Below are 25,817 nucleotides of genomic sequence, written 5' to 3' on the forward strand. Positions count from 1 at the left end.
CCAATATGTACTGCCTGAAATTGTAGGGTTTTTCTGAGGTTGTTAACCGCGACGGGGCTCATAGATTTACGCATCTGGACAAAACCCTTACTAACGGAAAACGCTGCGACTCCAGTCACAGGGCAGGCGGATTATCGCAGGAATCGCTTTTTGGTTGGGGAAAATGTTCCGAAAAGGTTAAAGGCTGGTGATATTATCGGAAGGAATGTGAATGTAATCGCATACACGTAAGAAAATTACGTAAGAGTTACATTATGAAAACGATTCAGCATGGGCGGGGATTTTACCCCTCCCCCAAAGGGGAGAGGGGAAAAGTATTAGTGAACCTGTGGGTCTGCCGGGGAGGCGTTATTGCGGATCTCAGCAATATCCATCGAATTGAACACATAGTGCGTACCGCAGTAGTCACAGTGCATATCAATTTCGCCATCTTCCGCCATGATGCTGTCGATCTCTTCATCCGGCAGCGTCTTCAGTGCGCCGGCACAGCGTTCACGTGAACAGGTGCACTTAAACTCCACTGACTGCGGGTCGTAAACGGTCACTTCTTCTTCGTGATACAGACGCCACAGCACGTCGGTCGCCGATAGGTTGAACAGCTCTTCCGCTTTGATGGTTTCAGTCAGCGTCGCCAGGTGTTCAAAATCATTGGTCTGCGCGTCCTGAGCCGGCAGAACCTGCAGCAGCATACCGCCCGCAGCAGGCTGGCCGTCCACTTCACCGGTGCGAATGAACAGGCGGGTTGGCAGCTGTTCAGAACGCATGAAGTAATCTTCCAGGCAGGCCGCCAGCGTATCGCCTTCCAGACCGACCACGCCCTGATAGCGTTCACCTTCCTCAGGGGAGATGGTGATCACCAGGTAGCCATTACCCACCAGCGTTTTCAGATCTGCATTTTCAGGTACATCGCCCTGAACGCGTGCCACGCCGCGCATCTGCTGCTGGTTATTGCCGTTGATCACCGCCAGCGTCATCGGGCCATCACCCTGTAATTGTACGGTAATATCACCCGCGAATTTCAGCGTTGCCGTCAGCAAGCTGGTGGCAACCAGCAGTTCGCCCAACAGGGTCTTCACCGGCAGCGGGTAGTTGTGGTTTTCCAGAATCTGTTTCCAGGTTTCGGATACGGTGACCAGCTCGCCGCGCACGGCGAATTGTTCAAACAGATAGCGGTGTAATTGGTCGTGTTGGGCCATTTTAGTCTCTCGTGCGGGTGAGGTTACTCAGTCTCACCGTGTTTAAATTTCATCAGATCGCGGCGCTCTTTTTTATCCGGCCGCCGGTCCGGGTGTGGCATAGTCAGCGCGTTCATTTTGCGCGCCAGCGCGGTTTTCTCTCGCTTTTCAATGCTTTCAGCCGTCTCTTCATAAAGCAGTACGGCTTCGGTTGCGGGCCGTCGTTGTTCGGTAATGGCTTTAATCACCACCGTGCGTTCATCGTTGCCCTGACGCAGCGTCAGGGTGGCATTCACCTCAACCAGCTTGCTCGGTTTGCTGCGCTGGCCGTTGTAATGCACTTTTCCGCCGTCAACCATCTCGCGGGCAAGGGCGCGTGTTTTATAAAAACGCGCTGCCCACAGCCATTTATCCAGTCTTACCCCATCAGAGGGTTTTTCTTTCATGGCGTCTCCTTCACGGTGAGTGAGGGGATCATCTGGCGGTAGTCGTTCAACCCCGGATGGCGCAGATAGCTTTTTTCAGCCAGGCCAGAGTCAGGATTCGTAACCCCCAGACAATAGCGAATGCCAAAGGTGGCTGCGGAATCCAGAATGGGCTCGCTGTCGTCAATAAACAGCGTACGTTCAGGTTGCAAACCTGTCTCTTCCTTCACCGCGTGCCACAACCGCTGATCCTCTTTCGGATAACCAAATGTGTGGGTAGAAAGTAATAAATCAAGGTGTGAAGCCAGACCCGTATGTTCCAGCTTTACCGCCAGATTATGAGGATGCGCATTGGTCAGCAAAATACGGCGCTTGCCGCTGGTTTTCAGCGCATCCAGAAAAGGTACAGTATCTTCACGCAGCACGGCGCGTGGACCCTGAGCGGTAGTCATGGCACAAATATCCAGACCGAGGCGTTCGCTCCAGTAGTCAAGACAGTACCAGTTTAGCGTATGCTGCACCGCGCTATATTGCGAACGAATGAATGCCTGCGCTTCTGCCGGGGAGATCCCCTGCTGTTCGCCATAGGTTTCCGGAACCAGCTTTTGCCAGAAATAGTTATCAAAGGCGAGATCGAGCAGTGTGCCGTCCATATCCAGCAGAACGGTATCAACCTCCTGCCAGGCGATATCAAGATGCATAAGGGGTACTCCAGCCAGAAGAAACGTGCGCGACAGGGTAGCACATCTTGTCGCGCAAGGACGTTATCAGATCAGGCTCTCAGAGGAGGGGAGCAGCTTAGGATTGAGGCAATTTTCGTAATATTGCTGGATGTCAGCCAGCCGGGTGCGTGAGCGCTGGTAGCGACGCAGGGCCATAAAACCGTTCCAGAAGATGGAGAACAGCATGGCTAGCATCAGCAGCGAGGTACCAATGTAGCGCCACAAACCTGCGCTATCCGGCATCCGGTGCAGAACGATATGACGGGTACCGTTGGCATCAGTATAAATACTCGTGACGATCCCTTCGGCACTGAACGGCGTTTGCATCAGCATCTGCGCCAGGCGCTGAAATTGGCTCCACTGCTCTTGTGCCGGGTAATCATAAAGCGCAACCTGCGGATAAGGTTGATCGACCAGGTCGCTACCTTCATCACTGACAATGACAAAGCCACCCGGTGCCGGGCTGTTCAGCGCCTGAGCCGCACGGGTGGTTTCGCGCATCATGAACGGTGCCGTCGAAGTGGCCACCAGGTTGTCCAGCGATTCCGCGCTAACCGGACGCAGCAGCACGTTGACGCCATCCAGCCGACCCGCTTCGGCACGTTTCACCAGCGCGTCCCAGTCTTTACTGTTCCCCAGGTTTACCAGGGCGTTTTTGAGACGCACACACTCGTCCTGCGAGGAGCATAAATCCTTCGTTTTTAGAACGATGTCGCCAAAATCATCCAGCAGAACCATGCCTGATTTCTGAATGGCTGAGCGCAGCGCAGGGCTGACGCGCGAATCATCATCCGGCTTCGGATGTAACTGGCGGTTGACCGTCTGAGTGAGGGCGGTAGCTTTATTCACCACTTCGGATTCCGGCAACGGCAGCGGCGGCGCGTCGTTCCAGATGATTTGCGAGCAATCGAACGGCATGAACGGTGAGTTCTGGCGCGTATTCCACGCCCCTGGGGTATGAATATTACACATCCCGGTTCCCTTCAGGCGCAGCGTGTCTCCTACGCGCACACCGGCTTCATCCAGTTTGTTGACGCTGGTCGCTTCGATGGTTTGCGCCCCTTTGATCCACGAAAGGGTGAATTTGATGGGCATATCCAGCGGCACGAAAAGCAGCAGCATGACAAAGACCAGCGCGGCGCCTCCGGCAATAACCGTGCTACGTAACCAGTGCTGGAGCGGGAAATTTTTCACTTCATCATGCAGAGATAAAAATCGGCCCTGACGCACAACGTGGCGGTCAAGGTAGATATCAATATCGGTTTTCTGTCCTAAATCCTGCGCAATCCATGGTTGCCAGTGGCGCGGGTAGATAAGGTCGATAATGCCGAGTGAGATATTGTTGAGATGCTCCTGATCGTTTTCACCAAACAGACCCCAGCGCTTCGGCGTACCGCGCAGGCAGTGTATCTCACGCAACGAGGTTTTTGCTGGTGGGGCAAAAAGCCCCCAAAGCCCGGCAGCCAACAGTAACACCGCTCCGCCAGCCAGCCAGGGCACAAACACATCCGGCGTCAGCAGACAGCAGAAAAAGAGCAGGAAAGCGGCAACGATCAGGATGGCTTCACGAATGCCATCCGGGCGGCTCAGGGCATATTCTTCATGCGTCTCCTGGCGGATATTCAGCAGTTCGATCTGCTCTGACTCTTCGCCACGGATGGAAGCCTGGGTTGAACTTGCACGTTCCAGCGCAAAGCGCGGTGCTTCCTGAAGGTATTCACTCAGCGTGTGACCGTTAAGCGAGATGACCAGAGGTAATGAATCGGTGTGGATCAGTTCAACGCTGTTTTCGTCAGTAATGTATTGCTCCCAGGATGGGGGCAGATGCACTTCGACAGAATCAAGGTAATAGCGCCATTTGTTGGGATCATCGGTGGTGATGCCATAGCGCGTGATGGAGCGCGTCAGGCACAGCACGGTATCACTTTGCGCATTAAGCTTAAGTGAGACTGGCGCAGCAGTAGCTCCCGTCGGCCCAGGGGTTAACTGAGAACGGTTCAGCGTTTCGAGATAGTTTTCAACTGCATCGCGCTCGTCTTGCGTGAGTTTACGCGTCGTTGCGCCAGCGAACGCATTTAAAAAAGGCAACCGGTAACGGCGTTGTATGCGACGCCTGTATACCCATCCTGCAAACAATGCGCCGGCCAGCATAGCAGCGAGAACAATCAAAATGGTGCTCATGCTTTCCCCATCTTACTTATCTTCTTACAGGTGTAGTCTGTAGCACCTTTAATATTGAATGAGAGTCTGTGGTTGGCTATCGGCAAGTATGGAGTCGAACTTGAGCATTCTGAAGCGCATCCCAGTGACCGATGATGATAGCAAAGCTTGTTATGGCGCGATATCAGCAAATTCCTGGAAACATTTCAACCTCTTGACATTTGTTTTGAATTGAGGATTGATCTTTATTACGTTGCATAAATGTAAATAAAGAACGATTGACATTGCCGAAACCGTGCGGCATATCGCACAATAAAGCCCGTTCTCACTGCTAAGACCCATCAAGATGAGCAAACCACTACAAAAACCCACCATTCTGAATGTTGAAACTGTCGCAAAATCGCGCCTGTTTAATGTCGAAAGCGTGGACCTGGAGTTCAGCAACGGTGTGCGTCGCGTTTATGAGCGTATGCGCCCCTCTGCGCGCGAAGCGGTGATGATTGTTCCTATTGTCGACGATCATCTGATTTTGATCCGCGAATACGCTGTGGGAACGGAGTCTTACGAGCTTGGGTTCTCGAAAGGGCTTATCGACCCGGGTGAAACTGTCTTTGAAGCGGCAAACCGCGAGCTAAAAGAAGAGGTGGGGTTTGGCGCGAATGAGCTGTCGTTCCTGAAAAAACTGAGCATGGCACCCTCCTATTTTTCCAGCAAAATGAATATCGTGGTAGCCGAAGATCTCTATCCAGAATCGCTGGAAGGAGACGAGCCGGAGCCGTTGCCGCAGGTTCGCTGGCCGCTAGCACACCTGATGGATTTGCTGGAAGACCCGGACTTTAACGAAGCGCGTAATGTGAGTGCACTGTTCCTGGTACGGGAGTGGTTGAAGGGGCAGGGGCGACTGTAGGCCACAAAAAAGCCGGGTGGCGGCTTCGCCTTACCCGGCCTGCGATGCTTTGCCCGATTTTTATCGGGCATTTTTATTTAGAACAGCTCGTGCGTTTCGCCGTTATCAATAATCTCAGTACCCACCTCATGCACCGCCTGTGTGGTTGGCTGCGTGCCCTCGATGAAATACTCTTCGCGACTATTCCCGCCGTTGGCGAGCTGGCCCGTACTGCGGTCGATATTGACTGTCACCACGCCTGGTGGTGGCGTCAGCGGCTGCTCTGGAACACCTTCAAGAACAGATTTCATATAGGCATCCCAGGCAGGTTGCGCACTTTTCGCACCGCCTTCATAGCCGGAAATCTGATCTTTAATCGCACCAGATGCCGTTGTACGGCCTAAGTCGCGACGATGATCGTCGAAACCGATCCAGACTGAGGTCACCACACCCGGGCCGTAGCCGGAGAACCACGCATCTTTCGAGCTGTTGGTTGTCCCTGTCTTACCGCCGATGTCATGACGCTGCAAATCACGTCCTGCACGCCAGCCGGTACCTTGCCAGCCTGGTTCACCGAAGATGTTAGTGTTCAGCGCGCTTTTGATCAGGAATGACAGCGGCGTGTTGATCACATGCGGGGCATACTCCTGTGCACCTGTCTGCGCCACCAGCGCCTGGTTCGCCTGTTCCAGTTGTGGCTGTGGCACAACGCCATTCTGCTGCTCCTGAGACACGGCAACGTCTTCCATGTCCTTGTTCTCAAGCACGTCAGATTTCGGCGTATTGCCGTAAATGACCGGAATATCGCAGTCAGGACAGGCAATTTTCGGCTTCGCTTCAAACAGTACGCCGCCCTGATCGTTCTCGATTTTACTGATAAAATACGGATCAATCAGGAAGCCACCGTTGGCCATTACCGAGTATCCGCGTGCAACCTGAAGCGGCGTAAAGGAGGCTGAGCCTAACGCCAGCGATTCGGTGCGAACGATGTTCTGCGCCGGGAAACCGAAGCGTTGCAGATACTCGGCAGCATAGTCGACGCCCATCGCGCGCATGGCACGCACCATTACCACGTTTTTCGATTGTCCCAGACCCTGACGAAGACGAATAGGGCCGGCATATTCCGCCGGGGAGTTCTTCGGCTGCCAGTCGGAACCGGCACCGGCATCCCAGCGAGAGATGGGAACGTCGTTAAGGATGCTGGCAAGGGTCAGGCCCTTATCCATTGCGGCAGTGTAGAGGAACGGCTTGATATTGGAACCGACCTGACGCAGTGCCTGGGTAGCACGGTTAAATTTGCTCTGGTTAAAATCGAACCCACCGACCAGGGCCATTACAGCTCCGTTCTGAGGATTAATGGAGACCAGAGCCGAGTTAACGTCCGGAACTTGCGCCAGCCACCAGGCCTCACCTACCTTGCGCACCCAGATTTGCTGTCCGGTTTGTACCGCATCGGTCACTTTACGCGGCGTTGCACCTTGCAGGGTATCTGAACGGTACGGACGCGCCCAACGGATGCCATCCATACGAAGGGAGACTGAGGTGCCGTCCGCGAGCGTCGCAACGGCTTCCTGAGGATCGGCTTGAGTGACCACGGCAGGAAGGAGCGGACCATAGGTTGGCAGCGCTTTCAGCGTACCGGTGATTTTTTTGCTGTCCCACGCGCTTTCGCCCACTTTCCAGAGCACGTTTGACGGGCCGCGATAGCCGTGACGCATATCGTAATCCATCACGTTATTACGCACCGCTTCCTGTGCTGCCTGCTGAACCTTGCGGGTAACAGTAGTGTAAACGCGATAACCATCTTCGTAGGCCTTATCACCATAACGATTCACCATTTCCTGGCGAACCATTTCGGTCAGATAAGGGGCAGAGAAGGCGATCTCAGGGGCGTGATAGTTGGCATCAATAACATCATTACGTGCCTGGTCGTACTCGCTCTGGCTGATATAGCCTTCACTCAACATACGGGACAGAACGACGTTACGACGCGCGGTGGCGCGATCGAGCGAGTAGAGCGGGTTAAACGTAGAAGGCGCTTTCGGCAGACCCGCGATGGTTGCCATTTCGCTTAAGGTGAGTTGCTCAACTGGTTTACCGAAGTACACCTGTGCGGCAGCCCCTACACCATAGGCGCGGTAGCCCAAATAGATTTTATTGAGGTACAGCTCAAGGATCTCGTCTTTGCTCAACAGCTGCTCGATACGGATCGCAAGGAAGACCTCTTTGATCTTACGGATCAGCGTCTTTTCCGGACTGAGGAAGAAGTTACGTGCCAGCTGTTGCGTAATGGTACTCGCCCCCTGAGAGGCATGACCGGAGAACAACGCAATGCTTGCGGCACGGAAAATTCCCACCGGATCGACACCATGGTGCTCGTAAAAACGGCTGTCCTCAGTGGCGATAAAGGCTTTCACCATAACAGGTGGAATTTGGTTTAAGGTCAGCGGAATACGGCGCTTCTCGCCATACTGCGCCATCAACTCGCCATCGGCGCTATAGACTTGCATCGGGATCTGGAGTCGCACATCGCGAAGCGTAGCGACATCAGGTAGCTGTGGCTCAATATATTTGTACAAACCGTAAATCGAGCCTGCTCCCAGCAGAATGCAACAGACTGCAAGGATGAATAAATACTTTACGAACTTCACCGGAGATTTCCCATTTGGTTTCACTTGGGCAGTTTCTAAACAATCGCGCGGTAGTATAAAGGCAAGCCTGATTCATTGATATAGCCGTCACGGTGACGGGCGATAAGGAGATCGTGAAGCATGGCTTTCAAAACATGGCAAACGGGCGTTCATATTCAACAGGATAGGGTGCTTATCGTCGCATTGGCCCGGGAAAGAACTGACTGGTGCTTGCGTCGCTGGTGGGCAATCCCTCTGACCGAAGGCGTCATTCGGGAAGGTAAAATATGCCAGCCAGAACAGCTGGTTGACGCGTTGCGCGACTGGCGTAAGACGTTGCCACTCCAGCACCGTGTGTTCCTCTCTTTCCCGGCAGCACGCACCCTGCAACGCTCACTTCCCCGCCCGGGCATTGCGCTGCGCGACAGCGAGCAACTTTCATGGCTGGGCGCGGCACTCTCGCGCGAACTGGAGATACCAGCAGAAACGCTCTGTTTCGATTACGTGCAGGACACGTTCAGCAACACATTTCATGTTACCGCCGCACAAAACAAAGAGGTTGAAACTCTCCTGGCGCTGGCGAAAACGCTACGTTTGCGGCTGGTTACGATTACCCCGGATGCCAGCGCACTGGCGAACCTTCTTCCCGCAGTTGCCCCGGCGCATTGCGTCGCCTGGCGAGATGAACATCAGTGGCTGTGGGCTATGCGTCATCAGTGGGGACGCCGCTTTACCACAGAAGCTGCAAACGTGACGGAGCTGGCGGCGCTACTGGCCCTGAGTCCGGGCGATATCGCGCTGTTTGATAGCCGACGTGACCCATGGGAAACCCTGGAGCGCTGCCATGCCCCGCTACCGGAATGCGGTGCTGATTACACCGTCGCGCTGGCGTTGGCCATGAGCGAGGTCCCTGAGTGAACATGACGAACTTTATACCGTGGCGACAGCAACGGCGGGCGCGTTGTCTGCGTTTCTGGGGCGCGATGTTCGTCGGCGCATGGCTGGTGATGCTGATGGTCATTTTCTGCCTGAGGATAAACCACCTGGTGAGGCTGCACGCTCTGCGAGCTGAACTGGCGGGAATGCAGTCCGTGCATCACGCGCTTATGTCTCGCCAGACGCTGACCACAGAGGTACCGATGCCTGCACTGAAACGTCAACGACACGCATGGCAACCGGTGCTGGAATCACTTGCCAGCGTCATGCCGTCGCAGGTCTGGCTGACTGAACTGCGTTACCAGCCTCCTGCTCTGATGCTTATCGGGTATGCCACTACCCTGCCAGCTCTTTCTGCGCTGCGTGACGTACCTGGACAACTCGACGGGTTCACGACAGGACCCGCAGGGGAGATCCGCCAGGATAGCCAGGGACACTGGATGTTCACATTTAATCTGAAAAGTGAGAGGTAACGTGTGGACACCCTGTTGGAACGCTGGTGTGAAAACCGTCCATGGCATCGGGTGCTTTGCTGGTGTCTGAGTATTCTCTTTGCCGGGCTGGCCGCATGGAGCATGTTGCTCCGCCCAGTAGACAGGCTGTGTGCTGAGCTCCAGCGGCAATTGATGCAGGATGCGCGGGCTAATGCATCGCTATGGCCCGCAGCCAGTAAGATACCTTTTAGCCCAGCCTCTCCGAAAGTGCAGGAGATGCAGCCCTTTTCACCGCTCGATTTTCAGGGGGACGGTATGAAATTGGTTCACTGGAAGCCGTCGCAAAGGGGAGGAGAACTGACGCTGGATGCTGAATGGCCGGCGATCCCGACCATTTTTTCCCTGCTGGCACAGCGGGATGTGCAGGTCGCGGCTTTCGCGATTGCGCCACAGGATGCGTTGTTACGCCTGCGGCTGGAGCTGGAGTCAGATCATGCGAAATAGTGTGCGTTGCTTGCTGGTTTGTTCGGTGCTGACATTGACCGGTATGCGCGATCCGTTTCGCCCGCCGGACGATCCTTGCAGTCGTGGTCAACTGTTGCAGTGGCACTACCGCGGTATGGTGGCGGGTCATGAAACGGTTGGCATCTTACAGGATGGGCAAAAGCGCTGGTATCGCCTGAAAACGCATCAGCGCTTCCCGGTGGGCTGGCAGGTAAAAGCCATCAATGAGTCAGCACTGGTTGTTGATGTGGGTGACACATGTGAACCTGGACAATGGACGTGGCAACGAGAAGGAACGATTAAAAATGAACTTAAGGATAATGCTGTTGCTGCTGGCGTTCTGCCAACCGCTGTGGGCCACCGTACCAAAACCCGTCACGCTGGTGGTGGATGATGTTCCTGTGGTTCAGGTGCTACAGGCACTGGTCGCGCAGGAGAACCGTAATCTGGTGGTATCACCGGATGTTAGCGGCTCGCTTTCACTTAACCTGACGCGCGTCCCCTGGCGACAAGCGCTACAGACGGTGGTCACCAGCGCCGGACTTGTTATACGGGAGGAGGGTGGCATTTTTTATGTCCATACTACGGCCTGGCAGCGCGAACAGCGGGAGCGTTCAGAGCAGGAGCGGACGCGTCGGCAGCTGGATGCCCCGCTGGTCTCACAAAGTCTCTCATTTTCTTACGCCGATGCCGGGGAGCTACAAAAAGCAGCCGAAAAACTCCTGAGCCCAAAGGGAAGTTTATCACTCGACAAGCGCACTAACCGCCTGTTGGTTCGGGATAATAAGACGGTGGTGGATACGCTGCAGCGCTGGGCCGCTCAGATGGATATTCCCGTCGAGCAGGTAGAGCTTGCGGCGCATATTGTGACCATCAATGAAAAAAGCCTGCGTGAGCTAGGGGTGAAGTGGAATCTCGCCGACGCCACCGACGCGGGCAAAGTTGGTCAGCTCACCACTCTTGGCAGCGATCTTTCCGTAGCCAGCGCCACCAGCCACGTGGGTTTTAATATTGGGCGAATTAATGGTCGGCTGCTGGATCTGGAATTGTCAGCACTGGAGCAAAAACAGCAGGTTGATATCATCGCCAGCCCGCGACTGCTGGCCTCGCACATGCAACCGGCCAGCATCAAACAGGGGAGTGAGATCCCGTATCAGGTTTCAAGCGGTGAAAGCGGGGCGACCTCCGTTGAGTTTAAAGAGGCGGTATTAGGGATGGAGGTGACGCCCGTGGTATTGCCGGGGGGACGCGTGCGTCTGAAATTACACATCAGTGAAAATATGCCGGGGCAGGTGCTGCAGCAGGCTGACGGTGAAACGCTGGCGATCGACAAACAGGAGATCGAAACGCAGGTGGAGGTAAAAAGCGGAGAAACACTGGCGCTGGGTGGAATTTTTTCGCAGAAGAACAAAACCGGCAGCGATAGCGTGCCGGGATTGGGTCGCATCCCCTGGATTGGGCAGCTTTTTCGTCATGATGGAAAAGACAACGAACGGCGTGAGTTAGTGGTGTTTATTACACCACGTCTGGTCGGTATTCACTGACGGGTAACGATCCCCGCAATGATTTTGCATTCAGTTTGTTGCAGATGTTTGACGTGGGGCATGAATTAGCATACAAGGAGTACCGATTTGAGTTGGACTTACGTCTTATTACCTTATGCGCCCGGCGCGGTGATTTAATCAGTTGCCAAACAAGCCGGAGTATTGAGATAATTTTTAGTCTGACTCTCGCTCTATTGCATATGAGGTTTCAGTTCATGTCCTGCTACGCTGGGTGTCTGCGAAGCGGGGATTACCATTAACGAATAGTCTTAGTAGTACCGATAAAATGGCAGAGAAACGCAATATCTTTCTGGTTGGGCCTATGGGTGCCGGCAAAAGCACTATTGGGCGTCAGTTAGCTCAACAACTCAATATGGAATTTTACGATTCTGATCAAGAGATTGAGAAACGAACCGGAGCTGATGTGGGCTGGGTTTTCGACGTAGAAGGCGAAGAAGGTTTCCGTGACCGAGAAGAAAAAGTGATCAACGAACTCACGGAAAAACAGGGCATTGTGCTGGCAACAGGCGGCGGCTCTGTAAAATCTCGCGAAACCCGCAACCGTCTCTCCGCCCGTGGCGTAGTGGTCTATCTTGAAACGACCATCGAGAAACAGCTGGCACGTACGCAGCGTGATAAAAAGCGCCCGCTGCTGCAGGTTGAAACGCCACCACGCGAAGTTCTGGAAGCGTTGGCCGATGAACGCAATCCGCTGTACGAAGAGATTGCTGATGTGACCATTCGTACTGACGATCAGAGCGCTAAAGTGGTTGCAAACCAGATTATTCATATGCTGGAAAGCAACTGATTCTGGCTTTATATACACTCGCCTGCGGGTAAAAGCATTAAAGGTGGATGTCGCGTCATGGAGAGGATTACAGTTACTCTCGGGGAACGTAGTTACCCTATCACCATCGCGGCTGGTTTGTTTAACGACCCAGCTTCCTTTTTACCACTGAAAGCGGGTGATCAGGCGATGCTGGTCACCAACGAGACGCTGGCTCCGCTTTATCTTGACCGTGTACGCCACCTGCTAGAGCAGGCGGGCGTAAAAGTCGACAGTGTCATTCTGCCCGATGGCGAGCAGTATAAAAGTCTGACGGTACTGGATACCGTCTTTACCGCATTGCTGCAAAAACCGCATGGTCGCGATACAACATTGCTTGCCCTGGGCGGCGGTGTTGTGGGCGATCTCACCGGCTTTGCGGCTGCAAGCTATCAACGTGGTGTCCGTTTTATTCAGATTCCGACTACGTTGCTGTCTCAGGTCGACTCTTCTGTTGGCGGCAAAACTGCGGTCAACCATCCGCTTGGCAAAAACATGATTGGCGCATTCTACCAGCCCGCATCGGTGGTGGTGGATCTCGACTGTCTGAAAACGCTGCCGAAGCGCGAGCTGGCTTCGGGTCTTGCTGAAGTGATCAAATACGGCATTATTCTGGATGGCGAGTTCTTTGACTGGCTTGAAGAGAATATGGATGCGTTGCTGCGCCTGGATGAGGCTAAACTGGCATATTGCATCCGTCGTTGTTGTGAGCTGAAAGCGGAAGTTGTCGCAGCAGACGAGCGTGAAACGGGCTTACGTGCTTTACTGAATCTTGGGCATACGTTTGGTCACGCGATTGAAGCCGAAATGGGTTACGGTAACTGGCTTCACGGCGAAGCGGTTGCTGCCGGAATGGTGATGGCTGCTCGCACCTCTGAACGTCTGGGGCAGTTTAAACCGGATGAAACGGCGCGCATCATCGCGCTGCTTGAGCGTGCAGGCTTGCCGGTGACCGGGCCGCAAGAGATGTCGGCACAAGCGTATTTACCCCACATGATGCGCGATAAAAAAGTATTGGCAGGTGAGATGCGTCTTGTACTCCCGCTTGCAATAGGGAAGAGTGAAGTGCGCGGCGGAGTGCCGCACGATGTCGTTCTTGGCGCTATCGCTGATTGTCAGCAGGCGTAACAACTAGAAAGGTCAGGCCACTGTTGCAGGTGGTCGTTTAGCTTCAGGTGAAATGCAAAGTCGTTGGCATAAGCCTTTGAGTGGGGTGTTAAATGGATGAATTCAAACCAGAAGACGAGCTGAAACCCGATCCCAGCGATCGTCGTACTGGTCGTTCTCGTCAATCTTCAGAACGTGATAACGAGCCGCAGATCAACTTTGACGATGTTGATCTGGATGCAGACGATCGTCGCCCCTCGCGCAGCCGCAACGCGCACGATGAGCGAGCAGAAGAGGATTATGAGTCCGAAGAAGATTCAATGGACGAAGAGCCTGTAGAGCGTCGCCCGCGTAAACGTAAGAAAGCCGCTGCACCAAAACCGGCTTCCCGCCAGTATCTTATGATGGGGCTTGGCGTGTTGGTACTTGTGCTGCTGATTGTCGGCATTGGTTCTGCACTTAAAGCACCATCAACGAACTCAACCGAGCAAACCGCTTCCGCTGAGAAGAGCATCAACCTCTCCGGTAACGATGCGGCTAATCAGGCAAATGGCGCGCAGCCTGCACCGGGTACTACCCCTGCAGAGCAGACCGCAGGAAACACCACAGCACCAGCACCACAGGATGTTTCTCTGCCGCCCGTTTCCTCAAACCCAGCTCAGAGCCAGGCACCTGTTACGCCTGAAGGTCAGCAGCGTGTAGAAGTTCAGGGGGACCTGAATAATGCACTGACGCAGCCGCAAAACCAGCAGCAGATGGATAACGCCGTGGTTAACTCTACGCTGCCAACTGAACCTGCAACCGTTGCCCCGGTTCGCGGTGGTAACGCTCAGCCGCAAACTGCTGCGACCGAAACCAAGCCGCGCCAGACGCAGACTGCAACACGTCCTGAACGTAAGCAGGCGGTGATTGAACCTAAACGCGAAACTAAACCTCAGGCAGTGGTGAAAGCGCCTGAAGTGAAAGCTGTTCCGGCGCAGCCGAAACATACTGAAACGGCTGCGGTGAGCGAGCCAGCAAAAGCGCCAGTTACACAGACTGCACCGAAAGCCACGGCGAGCACGACAGCACCGACGACGACTGCTGCACCTGCGGCATCTGCAACAGCCTCCAGCGCTGCAGCAGGCAAAACAGCAGGTAACGTAGGTTCGCTTAAAGCTGCACCTTCCAGCAACTACACGCTGCAGCTGAGCAGTTCGTCTAACTATGACAACCTCAACAGTTGGGCGAAGAAATCGAATCTGAAAAACTACGTGGTTTATCAGACGACCCGTAACGGTCAGCCGTGGTATGTGTTGGTCAGCGGCGTTTATACGTCTAAAGATGAAGCGAAGCGTGCCGTAGCGACGTTGCCTTCTGATGTTCAGGCGAAAAACCCGTGGGCGAAGCCGATTCATCAGGTTCAGGCCGATCTGAAGTAATGTTTAAAGCGCAGGATGCTGTCGGAGCTTTCTCCACAGCCGGAGAAGGTGTAATCAGTTAGTCAGCATGAAAAAAAATCGCGCTTTTCTGAAATGGGCAGGGGGGAAATACCCCCTGCTCGATGATATTAAAAAGCACCTGCCGAAAGGTGAGTGTCTTATCGAGCCCTTCGTGGGCGCGGGTTCGGTGTTCCTGAACACCGATTTTTCTCGTTATATCCTGGCGGATATCAACAGCGACCTTATCAGCCTCTATAACATCGTCAAACTGCGTACCGATGAGTATGTCGCAGAGGCGCGTAAACTGTTTACGCCTGAGAACAATAACCCGGACATTTACTACCAGTTCCGCGCGGAGTTCAATCAGAGTGATGATTCGTTCCGCCGGGCGTTGTTGTTCCTCTATCTTAACCGACATGGCTACAACGGCCTGTGTCGGTATAATCTTCGTGGTGAATTTAACGTGCCTTTTGGACGCTATAAGCGGCCGTATTTCCCACAGGACGAGCTGTATCACTTTGCTGAAAAAGCACAGAATGCTGAGTTTCACTGCCTCTCCTATGAAGAGTGTATGGAACTGGCAGGCGTAAACTCGGTGGTTTACTGTGACCCCCCTTACGCGCCGCTGTCTGCGACGGCGAATTTCACTGCCTATCACACCAACAGCTTCAGCCCTGCCGAGCAGGCGCGCCTGGCTGAGATGGCGGAAAAGCTGGTCAGCAAAAGAATTCCGGTGTTAATTTCGAATCACGACACGCCTGATACGCGCGAATGGTACAAAGCCGCGAAGCATTTTCAGGTTAAGGTGCGGCGTAGCATCAGCAGCAACGGCGGCACACGTAAAAAGGTGGACGAACTCCTGGCTCTTTATCGCCCCTGAGCCGTTTTGCCCGCCGGTAATCACATTTCAAGGAGAAGCGGATGAAACAGTTTTTGATTGCTCCCTCAATTCTGTCGGCCGATTTTGCCCGCCTGGGTGAAGACACTGCCAACGCACTGGCGGCAGGCGCGGATGTCGTCCATTTCGACGTGATGGATAACCACTACGTTCCTAACCTGACCATCGGTCCGATGGTGCTTAAGGCGCTGCGTAACTATGGCATTACCGCCCCGATCGACGTACACCTGATGGTGAAACCGGTTGACCGCATCGTGCCGGATTTTGCCGCAGCGGGAGCCAGCATCATCACCTTCCACCCGGAAGCCTCTGAACATGTGGATCGCACGCTGCAGCTGATCAAAGAGAACGGCTGTAAGGCGGGTCTGGTGTTTAACCCGGCAACGCCGCTGAGCTATCTTGATTATGTGATGGATAAGCTGGACGTAATTTTGCTGATGTCCGTTAACCCAGGCTTTGGCGGCCAGTCGTTCATTCCTCACACGCTGGATAAGCTGCGTGAAGTGCGTCGTCGTATTGATGAATCAGGCTACGACATTCGTCTGGAAGTGGATGGCGGTGTGAAAGTGAATAACATTGGTGAAATTGCGGCAGCGGGCGCGGATATGTTCGTTGCAGGTTCGGCAATTTTCGACCAACCGGATTACAAAAAAGTCATTGATGAAATGCGCCGTGAACTGGCAAAGGTAAGTCATGGATAAATTGCAGACAATTCGGGGTGTGGCATTCGACCTCGACGGCACGCTGGTCGACAGCGCGCCGGGCTTAACAAGCGCCGTTGATCAGGCGCTGTATGCGCTTGAACTCCCCGTTGCGGGTGAAGAGCGCGTGGTAACGTGGATCGGCAACGGCGCTGACGTGCTGATGGAGCGTGCGTTGACGTGGGCTCGCCAGGAGCGTGCGTCGCAGCGTTCGGCGCAGGGTAAACCGAGCGTCGATCATGCCGACATCCCGAAGGACGAGCAACTGCGTATTCTGCGCAAACTGTTCGATCGTTTCTATGAAGAGACCGTCGAGGAAGGGAGTTTCCTGTTCCCGGACGTCCAGGAAACCCTGAGCACACTGCATGCGAAAGGCATCCCGCTGGGACTGGTAACCAACAAGCCAACGCCGTTTGTTGCACCTCTGCTTGAAGCGCTGGATATCGCGAAGTATTTCACCGTCATTGTCGGCGGTGATGACGTGCAAAACAAAAAGCCGCATCCGGAACCGCTTCTGCTGGTGGCAGGAAAATTATCCTTAACGCCTGCGGAGCTGCTCTTTGTTGGTGATTCACGCAATGATATTCTGGCTGCCCGGGCGGCTGGGTGTCCTTCCGTCGGGTTAACCTACGGCTACAACTACGGTGAGGCCATCACGCTAAGTGAGCCGGACGTCGTGTTTGACCACTTCAAAGATTTGTTGCCCGTACTCGGGCTTTCACACAGTGAACATCAGGAATTGAATAATGACTAAGCCCATCGTTTTTAGTGGCGCACAGCCTTCAGGTGAATTGACCATTGGTAACTACATGGGTGCGTTACGTCAGTGGGTCAGCATGCAGGATGATTACCATTGCATTTATTGCATCGTCGATCTCCATGCGATTACCGCGCGTCAGGATCCTGAGAAACTGCGTAAAGCCACGCTGGATACCCTGGCGCTGTATCTGGCCTGCGGCATCGATCCTGAGAAGAGCACCATTTTCGTTCAGTCTCACGTGCCAGAGCACGCTCAGCTGGGCTGGGCGCTGAACTGCTACACCTATTTCGGTGAGCTGAGCCGCATGACTCAGTTCAAGGATAAATCTGCACGCTATTCTGAAAACATCAACGCCGGCCTGTTTGACTATCCGGTACTGATGGCTGCAGACATTCTGCTGTATCAGACTAACCAGGTTCCTGTTGGTGAAGACCAGAAGCAGCACCTTGAGCTGAGCCGTGATATTGCCCAGCGCTTTAATGCGATTTATGGCGATGTGTTCAAGGTACCAGAGCCATTCATTCCGAAATCTGGCGCACGCGTGATGTCACTGCTGGAACCGACCAAAAAGATGTCCAAGTCTGACGATAACCGCAACAACGTTATCGGCCTGCTGGAAGATCCGAAATCGGTCGTGAAAAAGCTTAAGCGTGCGGTAACTGATTCTGACGAGCCGCCTGTCGTGCGCTACGACGTGCAGAACAAAGCGGGCGTGTCCAACCTGCTGGATATTCTCTCCGGGGTTACTGGTCAGAGCATTCCTGAGCTGGAACAGCATTTTGAAGGCAAGATGTACGGCCACCTGAAAGGTGAAGTGGCGGATGCTGTTTCTGGCATGCTGACTGAGCTGCAGGAGCGCTATAACCGCTATCGTAACGACGAAGCTTTCCTGCAGAAGGTGATGAAAGACGGCGCGGAAAAAGCCAGTGCGCGCGCATCTGAAACCCTGAAAGCGGTGTATGAAGCGATTGGGTTTGTGGGTAAGCCTTAAGTAAAAGCAAAACGGTAACCACGTTACCGTTTTTAGGGTTTGTTCCCTCTCCCCGTGGGAGAGGGCCAGGGTGAGGGCATCAGGCCGCACTTCCCTAAATAAAAAACCGGGAGATTCCCGGTTTTTTTACGCCTGAAAAACGCTTACTGCTGTGCCGCCGGGCCGCAACCACCGATGATCTTCGAAATGGAGATCGCCGGGTGCAGCAGATAATCGTAGCTGCAGTTATTTTTCGTGTTTTCTACACGACCGGTGCAAGCCGTCAGAGTCGATAACAGGCCGACCAGAACGGCGGCTTTTGCCAGTTTAAACATACGCATTCCTTGTCTGAAAACGAAAATGAGATGTAACTCAAGGGAATAAAGGGGAAAGTTCCACTTCGGGGCGGTATGTTATCGACAGCAGTAAGAGGGGAGTAGTCCGCTTAAAGACTACTCAGGGAAGGAATAATATGCGTCAGTGGTTGGAGAACCAGTTGAGTTTACCGCGCAGTTCCACCACGCGACCCACTACAATCAGCGCCGGGCTTTCAACCTGTTGCGCCAGTTCACCAAGCTGCGTCAGCACGCCATTTACCACGCGCTGCGTAATGGCGGTACCGTTTTCCACCAGTGCGACAGGCATATCTGCATCCATGCCGTGCTCAAGCAGTTTCGCCTGAATTGTGGCGGCCTGGTTCAGCCCCATATAGAACACCAGCGTCTGTTTTTCTGCGGCCAGGTTATGCCAGTCCAGCTCGCTGCCGGTTTTCAGATGGCCCGTCACCAGACGCACGCTCTGAGCGTAGTCCCGGTGTGTCAGCGGAATGCCTGAGTAGGCTGAGCAACCGGATGCCGCCGTAATGCCGGGCACGACAGAGAACGGAATACCCGCGTCACACAGGGTTTCCAGCTCTTCACCGCCACGGCCAAAGATAAACGGATCACCACCTTTCAGACGCACCACGCGTTTTCCCTTTTGCGCCTCGCGCAGCAGGATCTGGTTAATCTCTTCCTGCGGCACGCAATGGTAGCCCGCGCGTTTGCCCACGAAAACACGGTCGGCGTCGCGGCGAACCAGGCTCATGATGTCATCGGAGACCAGGCGATCGTAAACCACAGTATCGGCCTGCTGGAGCTGCTGGAGACCTTTCAGCGTCAGCAAGCCTGCATCTCCCGGCCCTGCACCCACCAGCACCACTTCACCGCGGTGATCAAGCGGTTCGGCCAGCAACTGTTCGGTCGTCTCTTCAACGGCTTTCGTGTCCTGATTCGCCAGCGACTGCGCCAGCCTGTCGTTGACAAAGAATTTTTCCCAGAACCGACGTCGCTCAGCTACGGTTGCGAAGGTTTGCTTCACGCGTGAACGCAGCTGCCCGGCATAATGCGCAATCTGACCAAGATGCTGTGGCAGCACAGCCTCCAGTTTTTCCCGCAGCAGGCGAGCAAGTACCGGGGAGCGGCCACCGGACGACACCGCAATCATCAGCGGGGAACGGTCGATAATCGACGGCATGATGAAGCTGGCTTCTTTCGGCGCATCCACCACGTTGCAGAAGATACGGCGTACCTCACAGGCATCGCTCACGCGTTGGTTCACTTCATCGTCGTCCGTTGCGGCAATCGTCAGCCAGCAGGTATCCAGCAGGGATTCATTAAACTCACCCTGCTGCAGCGTGAGCATTCCTGCCTGGGCCCAGACCTCAAACTGTGGGGCAAAGTCGAGGGCGTTGACGGTCAAACGGGCCCCCGCTTCTAACAGCAGGCGCGCTTTGCGTTCGGCCACATCGCCGCCGCCCACGAGCAGGCAGTCGCGGTTGCGTAATTGACAAAAAATCGGCAAGTGATCCACGACGTTACCTCGTAGCATTTATGGAAGGGGTAAGAATTGACGTCAGGATAACAGCAGGGATCGTAAGGAACATACGAATTTCCTGCCGTTATCCCTAAAAGGGCGGAGGTTAGCCTTTCAGCTGCACCATGCCGTCCTTCACGCGGGCGTCGTAGTGCTTCACAGAGCGGCTCTCATCTTCCATGCAATAGCCATCGCTTAAGCGGAAACGCTGCTTTTTCAACGGGCTTGCGACCCACAGCTCGCCCTGATGCTCCGCAATCAACCCGCGGGACAGCACGCTGGCCTCGAAGAACGGATCGATATTGCTGATGGCAAAAACCAGTTCATCATGGCGAGGGCGGAAAATCGCGACCTGTTCTTTACCCAGCAGCGCGCAAACGCCGGTGGCTGGCAGGATGTCGTTAATGTTGCAGATGTTTACCCACTGGCTCATGCGTTTTCCTCCACCAGAGTCACCGGAATACGTTCATACGGCGTCGCCGGACGATGCTGTTCGCGCTCCGGCACAACCTGTACGTTTGGGTCGCGCTGGGTGCTGTTGATAAAGTGTTTGAAGCGCGTCTGTGCCGCCGGGGTGTTCACGGTTTCAGTCCATTCGCAAATCACCGCGTCGCGCAGGCGAGCCATCTCGGCTTCAAGCTGTTCGTTTAGGCCCAGTTTGTCGTCGATGATGACTGACTTCAGGTAGTCGATGCCGCCTTCCAGGTTGTCCAGCCAGGATGCGGTACGGGTCAGCTTGTCGGCGGTACGGATGTAGAACATCATGAAGCGGTCGAGATACTGAATCAGCGTATCGTGGTCGAGATCCGCTGCCAGCAGGTCTGCGTGACGGGGTTTCATCCCGCCGTTGCCGCATACGTACAGGTTCCAGCCTTTCTCGGTAGCGATAATACCCACGTCTTTACCCTGTGCTTCTGCGCATTCACGAGTACAGCCGGAGACGCCGAACTTCATTTTGTGCGGCGTGCGGATGCCTTTGTAGCGATTTTCCAACTCCACGCCGAAGCCCACGCTGTCGCCCACGCCGTAGCGGCACCAGGTGCTACCCACGCAGGTTTTGGCCATACGCAGCGCTTTGGCATACGCATGACCGGTTTCGAAGCCCGCTTCAATCAGCTGACGCCAGATTTCTGGCAGGTCGTCTTTCTGCGCACCAAACAGGCCGATACGCTGGGAACCGGTGATTTTGGTGTACAGGTTAAATTCACGTGCGATGCGACCTACGGCGACCAGCCCTTCCGGGGTGATTTCACCACCGGCAGAGCGTGGGATAACGGAATAGGTCCCGTCTTTCTGGATGTTTGCCAGGAAGTTGTCGTTGGTGTCCTGAAGCGGCGTATGTTCTGGTTTGAGAACGTACTCATTCCAGCAGGAGGCCAGCAGAGAACCGACGGTCGGTTTACACACTTCGCAGCCATAACCCTGGCCGTGTTTTACCAGCAGTTCGTCGAAGGATTTGATGCCCTCCACGCGGATCAGATGGTAAAGCTCCTGGCGAGAGTAAGAGAAGTGTTCGCACAGATTGTTGTTCACTTCGATGCCCTGTTTCGCCAGTTCGGCGTTCAGCACCTGGGTGACCAGTGGAATACAACCGCCGCAGCCGGTACCGGCTTTGGTTTCTGCTTTCAGCGCCGCCACGGTGTGGCAACCTTTGTTGATAGCGGAAATCAACATGCCTTTGGTGACGTCGAAGCAGGAGCAAATCTGCGCGCTGTCCGGCAGTTTATCGACACCGATAGACGGCTTGCCGCTGGAGGCATGAGCAGGCAGGATCAGGGCGTCCGGGTTTTCCGGCAGCTCGATGGCGTTCAGCACCAGTTGCAGCAGGTTGCCGTAATCGCTGGTGTCACCCACCAGCACCGCGCCGAGAAGAGTTTTATTATCCTGGCTGACGATGAGTCGTTTGTAGACCTCTTTGCTTTCGTCGAGGTAGACGTAGCTGCGCGAGTTCGGGGTACGACCGTGCGCATCGCCAATACCGCCAACGTCTACGCCCAGCAGCTTCAGCTTGGCGCTCATGTCTGCGCCTTCGAAGGCGTTCTCCGTTCCAAGGATATGGTCAACGGCAACCTGCGCCATTTTGTAGCCGGGGGCGACCAGCCCGTACACGCGGTTGTTCCAGCTGGCGCACTCGCCAATTGCGTAGATGTCCGGGTCAGAGGTCTGGCAGGTATCGTTAATCATGATACCACCGCGCTGAGCAACGGCCAGTCCACACTGGTTAGCCAGCTTGTCGCGCGGACGAATACCGGTGGAGAAGACGATAAAGTCCACTTCAAGCTCGCTGCCGTCGGCAAAACGCATGGTTTTGCGCGCTTCAGTGCCTTCCTGGACGATCTCTTTGGTGTTTTTGCTGGTGTGAACCTTCACGCCCATGCTTTCGATTTTACGACGTAACTGGTCACCACCCATGTGGTCCAGCTGCTCGGCCATCAGCATCGGGGCAAATTCGATGACGTGAGTTTCAACGCCGAGGTTTTTCAGTGCGCCTGCGGCTTCCAGACCCAGCAGGCCGCCACCAACTACTGCACCGCGTTTGCTGCGACGTGCACAGTTTTCAATGGCTTTGAGGTCTTCAATGGTACGGTAGACGAAGCAATCCTGGGTTTCCGAGCCTTTGATTGGCGGGATCCACGGATAGGAGCCCGTCGCCATGATCAGCTTGTCGTAAAAAACCGTGCGTCCGGCGCTGGAGTGGATCACTTTTTCCTGGCGGTTGATGGTGATAGCGCGTTCTCCCACCAGTACTTTTACGCCATGCTTCTCGTAGAAACCCTCACGCACCAGAGAGAGCTCTTCAGCGGTATGATGTGAGAAGTAGGAAGACAGGTGCACACGGTCGTACGCCTTGCGGGGTTCTTCACAGAACACGGTAATGTCGAACTGGGCAGCGTCAGCTTTATCGAGAAGATCCTCAATAAAGCGGTGGCCGACCATGCCGTTACCGATGATAGCGAGTCTGACTTTGCTCATTATTGCCTCGATTTCTTTTCTATTACTGCCTACCTTAACGATTCAGCTATGGCGATTATTGATGCAAATCAAATACGTCTTCGCCTACTCCTTAGGTGGTATGCGACTGATTTGTCAGGGTTTTTATAAGTGGCGGAAATCGAAGGCTTTTCGTTGTCGTTGAATTTGTGTACAACTCAGGGACGATCGTTGAAAAATCGGTACGCCTGAATATCAGCTGCGTTTTTTAGGTGAAAGGTATGTCTACAACACCGTTATGGCTTGTTCAGAATGTTCGTTTACCGGGTCGGGAAGGGCTGTGGCAACTCGCCATTGAGAACGGGCGATTTGGTGACATTACCCCAATGGACGATACCCACGCCGAAAGTTATGAAGTCTTAAATGCCCGTGGAGGGCTGGCGATCCCGCCGTTTATTGAGCCGCATATTCATCTTGATACAACCCAGACGGCAGGCGAGCCGAACTGGAACCAGTCCGGCACGCTGTTTGAAGGGATTGAGCGCTGGGCGGAGCGTAAGGCGTTGCTCAGCCATGACGATGTCAAAGCGCGTGCCTGGAAAACGCTGAAGTGGCAAATTGCCAACGGAATTCAGTTTGTCCGCACCCATGTAGATGTCTCCGACCCGACGCTTACCGCTCTTAAGGCGATGCTGGAGGTGAAACAGGAGGTTGCCCCGTGGGTGACGCTGCAAATTGTCGCGTTCCCGCAGGAAGGTATTCTTTCGTACCCGAACGGCGCGGCGCTGCTGGAAGAGGCGTTAAAACTGGGGGCTGACGTGGTGGGGGCGATCCCGCACTTCGAATTCACCCGGGAATATGGCGTGCAGTCTCTGCATATCGCCTTCGAGCTGGCGAAGAAATATGACCGCCCGCTGGATATCCACTGTGATGAAATCGACGACGAGCAGTCCCGCTTTGTGGAGACGGTCGCCACGCTGGCGTATGAGGCCGGTATTGGTGCGCAGGTAACGGCCAGCCATACCACCGCTATGCACTCTTACAACGGTGCATACACCTCGCGGCTGTTCCGACTGCTGAAGATGTCGGGCATTAACTTTGTGGCGAATCCGCTGGTGAACATTCATCTGCAGGGACGCTTTGACGACTATCCGAAGCGTCGCGGCATCACCAGGGTGAAGGAGCTGCAGGAAGCGGGCATCAACGTCTGCTTCGGCCATGATGATGTGTTTGACCCGTGGTACCCGCTCGGCACCGGCAACATGCTGCAGGTGCTGCATATGGGACTGCATGTTTGCCAGATGATGGGCTATCCGCAAATCGACAGCGGGCTGAACTTGATTACACACAACAGTGCCAGAACCTTTGGTCTGAGTGATTACGGTATCGCAACGGGGAACCCGGCAAACCTGATAATCCTGCCGGCAGAGAGCGGATTTGAAGCGGTGCGCTGCCAGGTGCCGGTGCGCTGGTCGATTCGTCAGGGGCGGATTATTGCCACCACGCAGCTGGCGCAGACGTGGATCCAGATGGACAGCGGTGGGGAAGAGGTGAGCTTTGCCAGAAACAGCCCCTCTGATTAAGCAAAGGGGCAAGGCGATTAGTGAGAAGCTGCCGCCACGTTATGCTGGCGGTGGCGGGTCACGAAGCCCAGGACGAGGCACATGATAAACACCACGGCATACAGACCGTTCGCGGTGTGCAGCGCTGCCAGAGGACCGCTGTGCGCTACAATCGGGCCCGTGACGACGAAGGTCAGCATGGTGCCGATGGTGCCGCAGGTCAGCACGAAGTTTACCAGTTTTGGCGAGGCCACTTTCGTCTGCAGCGAGCCCAGGGTAATGATGGACGTGTAAATCGCGCTGGAGAAGAAGCCCAGGGTCAGGATGAACCACGGCATATGTTCCGGCGACCCGTTAATGAACAGGTACATCAGCACGGTTGCCATGCCTGCCAGCACGGTCAGAATGCGCTGCAGGTCGAAGAAGCGCAGGATGAAGCTAAACGCCCACATGCCGAACATGTAAGACATCCAGAAATCGCTCACCAGTTTGCCCGCATCGTTCAGGCTCATGCCCAGACCTTTAGCGTATTCCGGTACCCAGGAGATAAAGCCCAACTGACCCAGGATGTAGCACAGGGCGGCAATAGAGAGGAACAGCACGCCGATACCCCATTTCTCTTTCGCGACAGGTTCTGCCGTGGTCTGCGCTTTTTTACCCAGCACCGGGAATTCACAGCCGAAGGTCAGAATAAAGATCGCCACGTAGACCAGCCCGATGCAGGCATAGACCCAGTACCACTCAATGCTGCGTGCCAGCAGAACGGCGGCAACCATCGGGAAAATCATCCCGGCCATGCTGAAGAAGGAGTCAGTAAACAGCAGACGCGCGCCGCGCTGACGGCCTTCATACATGTGGGTAATGAGGAACGTACCGATCGACATGGTGATCCCGCTGACCAGACCGAGCACAAACATGGCGGCGGAGAACAGGGCGATGCTGTGGCTCAACATCAGACCCGCCACGGCGGTGACCATCAGCACAAAGCCAAAACGCAGCTGCGTTTTCAGCGGAACAATTTCCATCAGCCAGGCATTCAGGAAGATAGAAATCAGGATCCCCGCGTTGAGGAAGGTGAAAGTGTTACTCATGCTGGATACGGGCAGCTGGAAGTAGTCTGCGATATTCCCCATCACCATCCCGGTGACGATCACCAACGCGCCGGTCAGGGCGTAGGAGAAGAAGCTGATCCATGTGAGCTTGATGCGATTGCTGTTAGTCATGTCTGGCCTGTTCAAAAAAGAAAAGCGCCCAGAGGGCGCTGAGAGCGGGCAGATTTTAGACATTAAAGTGATCCATTCATATCTTTTAAGAGAAATTAGAACTTCATTGCATTATTTTGTGTGATAGCGATCACAAAATATGGCGCTA

Annotated in this window: 24 protein-coding genes; 14 read left to right on the forward strand and 10 right to left on the reverse strand. The window is 54.6% G+C overall.

From position 1 onward, the window contains the following. Positions 1–317 precede the first annotated feature (317 nt). The 4 genes from hslO to AC0XWG_RS09020 all read right to left on the reverse strand — a co-directional run bounded on the left by hslO (position 318) and on the right by AC0XWG_RS09020 (position 4,503). Positions 318–1,196, reverse strand: coding sequence for an Hsp33 family molecular chaperone HslO (gene hslO / locus AC0XWG_RS09005; RefSeq protein ID WP_023309492.1), 879 nt, complete (start codon positions 1,194–1,196; stop codon positions 318–320). A gap of 23 nt (positions 1,197–1,219) precedes the next feature. Next, entirely contained in the window at positions 1,220–1,621 is a 402-nt protein-coding gene (gene hslR, locus AC0XWG_RS09010; RefSeq protein ID WP_028018026.1) for a ribosome-associated heat shock protein Hsp15, read from the reverse strand. Next, positions 1,618–2,301: a GMP/IMP nucleotidase gene (gene yrfG, locus AC0XWG_RS09015; protein ID WP_028018025.1), complete on the reverse strand. Its 684-nt coding sequence runs from the start codon at positions 2,299–2,301 to the stop codon at positions 1,618–1,620. The genes hslR and yrfG overlap by 4 nt, the downstream gene beginning before the upstream one ends. 66 nt (positions 2,302–2,367) lie before the next feature. Further along, positions 2,368–4,503, reverse strand: coding sequence for an intracellular growth attenuator family protein (locus tag AC0XWG_RS09020; protein ID WP_108091126.1), 2,136 nt, complete (start codon positions 4,501–4,503; stop codon positions 2,368–2,370). A gap of 325 nt (positions 4,504–4,828) precedes the next feature. On the opposite strand from AC0XWG_RS09020, the gene nudE reads away from it, so the two are divergent. Beyond that, on the forward strand, positions 4,829–5,389 hold the full coding sequence (gene nudE, locus AC0XWG_RS09025) for an ADP compounds hydrolase NudE (protein ID WP_108091125.1): 561 nt from the start codon (positions 4,829–4,831) through the stop codon (positions 5,387–5,389). 77 nt (positions 5,390–5,466) lie between these two features. Here the strand turns inward: nudE and mrcA are convergent, their stop codons facing one another. After that, positions 5,467–8,019 (reverse strand): peptidoglycan glycosyltransferase/peptidoglycan DD-transpeptidase MrcA, encoded by a 2,553-nt coding sequence (gene mrcA, locus AC0XWG_RS09030; protein ID WP_164881346.1) that lies wholly within the window; start codon positions 8,017–8,019, stop codon positions 5,467–5,469. Positions 8,020–8,139: 120 nt separating this feature from the next. Between mrcA and AC0XWG_RS09035 the strand changes: the two genes are divergently transcribed. From AC0XWG_RS09035 to trpS, 12 genes are all read left to right on the forward strand, one after another. Further along, the gene (locus AC0XWG_RS09035; protein ID WP_475680533.1) at positions 8,140–8,916 is read left to right on the forward strand and encodes a type IV pilus biogenesis protein PilM; all 777 of its coding nucleotides are present in this window, start codon (positions 8,140–8,142) and stop codon (positions 8,914–8,916) included. Next, entirely contained in the window at positions 8,913–9,407 is a 495-nt protein-coding gene (locus AC0XWG_RS09040) for a PilN domain-containing protein (RefSeq protein ID WP_475680534.1), read from the forward strand. The genes AC0XWG_RS09035 and AC0XWG_RS09040 overlap by 4 nt, the downstream gene beginning before the upstream one ends. 3 nt (positions 9,408–9,410) lie before the next feature. Then, positions 9,411–9,872 carry a HofO family protein gene (locus tag AC0XWG_RS09045; protein ID WP_028018019.1) on the forward strand — a complete coding sequence of 154 codons (462 nt, stop codon included), beginning with the start codon at positions 9,411–9,413 and terminating at the stop codon, positions 9,870–9,872. After that, positions 9,862–10,266 carry a HofP DNA utilization family protein gene (locus AC0XWG_RS09050; protein WP_049007364.1) on the forward strand — a complete coding sequence of 135 codons (405 nt, stop codon included), beginning with the start codon at positions 9,862–9,864 and terminating at the stop codon, positions 10,264–10,266. Before AC0XWG_RS09045 ends, AC0XWG_RS09050 begins: the two co-directional genes overlap by 11 nt. Next, complete coding sequence (hofQ, locus tag AC0XWG_RS09055; protein WP_475680769.1) at positions 10,193–11,416, forward strand: DNA uptake porin HofQ; 1,224 nt, start codon at positions 10,193–10,195, stop codon at positions 11,414–11,416. Before AC0XWG_RS09050 ends, hofQ begins: the two co-directional genes overlap by 74 nt. Positions 11,417–11,702: 286 nt before the next feature. After that, the gene (gene aroK / locus AC0XWG_RS09060) at positions 11,703–12,224 is read left to right on the forward strand and encodes a shikimate kinase AroK (RefSeq protein WP_003861630.1); all 522 of its coding nucleotides are present in this window, start codon (positions 11,703–11,705) and stop codon (positions 12,222–12,224) included. Positions 12,225–12,281: 57 nt separating this feature from the next. Further along, positions 12,282–13,370 (forward strand): 3-dehydroquinate synthase, encoded by a 1,089-nt coding sequence (aroB, locus tag AC0XWG_RS09065; RefSeq protein ID WP_028018016.1) that lies wholly within the window; start codon positions 12,282–12,284, stop codon positions 13,368–13,370. Between the two features lie 92 nt (positions 13,371–13,462). Then, positions 13,463–14,770, forward strand: a complete 1,308-nt coding sequence (gene damX, locus AC0XWG_RS09070; RefSeq protein WP_475680535.1) for a cell division protein DamX — start codon at positions 13,463–13,465, stop codon at positions 14,768–14,770. Between the two features lie 67 nt (positions 14,771–14,837). Continuing rightward, entirely contained in the window at positions 14,838–15,650 is an 813-nt protein-coding gene (gene dam / locus AC0XWG_RS09075; protein WP_108091118.1) for an adenine-specific DNA-methyltransferase, read from the forward strand. A 41-nt stretch (positions 15,651–15,691) separates the two neighbouring features. Next, positions 15,692–16,369: a ribulose-phosphate 3-epimerase gene (rpe, locus tag AC0XWG_RS09080; protein ID WP_008503032.1), complete on the forward strand. Its 678-nt coding sequence runs from the start codon at positions 15,692–15,694 to the stop codon at positions 16,367–16,369. After that, the gene (gph, locus tag AC0XWG_RS09085) at positions 16,362–17,123 is read left to right on the forward strand and encodes a phosphoglycolate phosphatase (protein ID WP_028018013.1); all 762 of its coding nucleotides are present in this window, start codon (positions 16,362–16,364) and stop codon (positions 17,121–17,123) included. Before rpe ends, gph begins: the two co-directional genes overlap by 8 nt. After that, the gene (gene trpS, locus AC0XWG_RS09090; protein ID WP_028018012.1) at positions 17,116–18,120 is read left to right on the forward strand and encodes a tryptophan--tRNA ligase; all 1,005 of its coding nucleotides are present in this window, start codon (positions 17,116–17,118) and stop codon (positions 18,118–18,120) included. Before gph ends, trpS begins: the two co-directional genes overlap by 8 nt. Positions 18,121–18,263: 143 nt before the next feature. Here the strand turns inward: trpS and AC0XWG_RS09095 are convergent, their stop codons facing one another. The 4 genes from AC0XWG_RS09095 to nirB form a co-directional block, all read right to left on the reverse strand. After that, complete coding sequence (locus AC0XWG_RS09095; RefSeq protein ID WP_028018011.1) at positions 18,264–18,434, reverse strand: YhfL family protein; 171 nt, start codon at positions 18,432–18,434, stop codon at positions 18,264–18,266. A 142-nt stretch (positions 18,435–18,576) separates the two neighbouring features. Then, positions 18,577–19,950: a siroheme synthase CysG gene (cysG, locus tag AC0XWG_RS09100; RefSeq protein WP_475680536.1), complete on the reverse strand. Its 1,374-nt coding sequence runs from the start codon at positions 19,948–19,950 to the stop codon at positions 18,577–18,579. Between the two features lie 109 nt (positions 19,951–20,059). After that, entirely contained in the window at positions 20,060–20,386 is a 327-nt protein-coding gene (gene nirD / locus AC0XWG_RS09105; RefSeq protein ID WP_475680537.1) for a nitrite reductase small subunit NirD, read from the reverse strand. After that, positions 20,383–22,926: a nitrite reductase large subunit NirB gene (gene nirB, locus AC0XWG_RS09110; protein ID WP_028018008.1), complete on the reverse strand. Its 2,544-nt coding sequence runs from the start codon at positions 22,924–22,926 to the stop codon at positions 20,383–20,385. The genes nirD and nirB overlap by 4 nt, the downstream gene beginning before the upstream one ends. A 239-nt stretch (positions 22,927–23,165) precedes the next feature. On the opposite strand from nirB, the gene AC0XWG_RS09115 reads away from it, so the two are divergent. Beyond that, on the forward strand, positions 23,166–24,467 hold the full coding sequence (locus tag AC0XWG_RS09115) for a cytosine deaminase (protein WP_049007356.1): 1,302 nt from the start codon (positions 23,166–23,168) through the stop codon (positions 24,465–24,467). Between the two features lie 17 nt (positions 24,468–24,484). On the opposite strand, the gene tsgA is transcribed toward AC0XWG_RS09115, so the two are convergent. After that, entirely contained in the window at positions 24,485–25,669 is a 1,185-nt protein-coding gene (tsgA, locus tag AC0XWG_RS09120) for an MFS transporter TsgA (protein ID WP_475680538.1), read from the reverse strand. Positions 25,670–25,817 lie beyond the last annotated feature (148 nt).

It is taken from the genome of Enterobacter sp. DVT3837 (assembly GCF_056238685.1).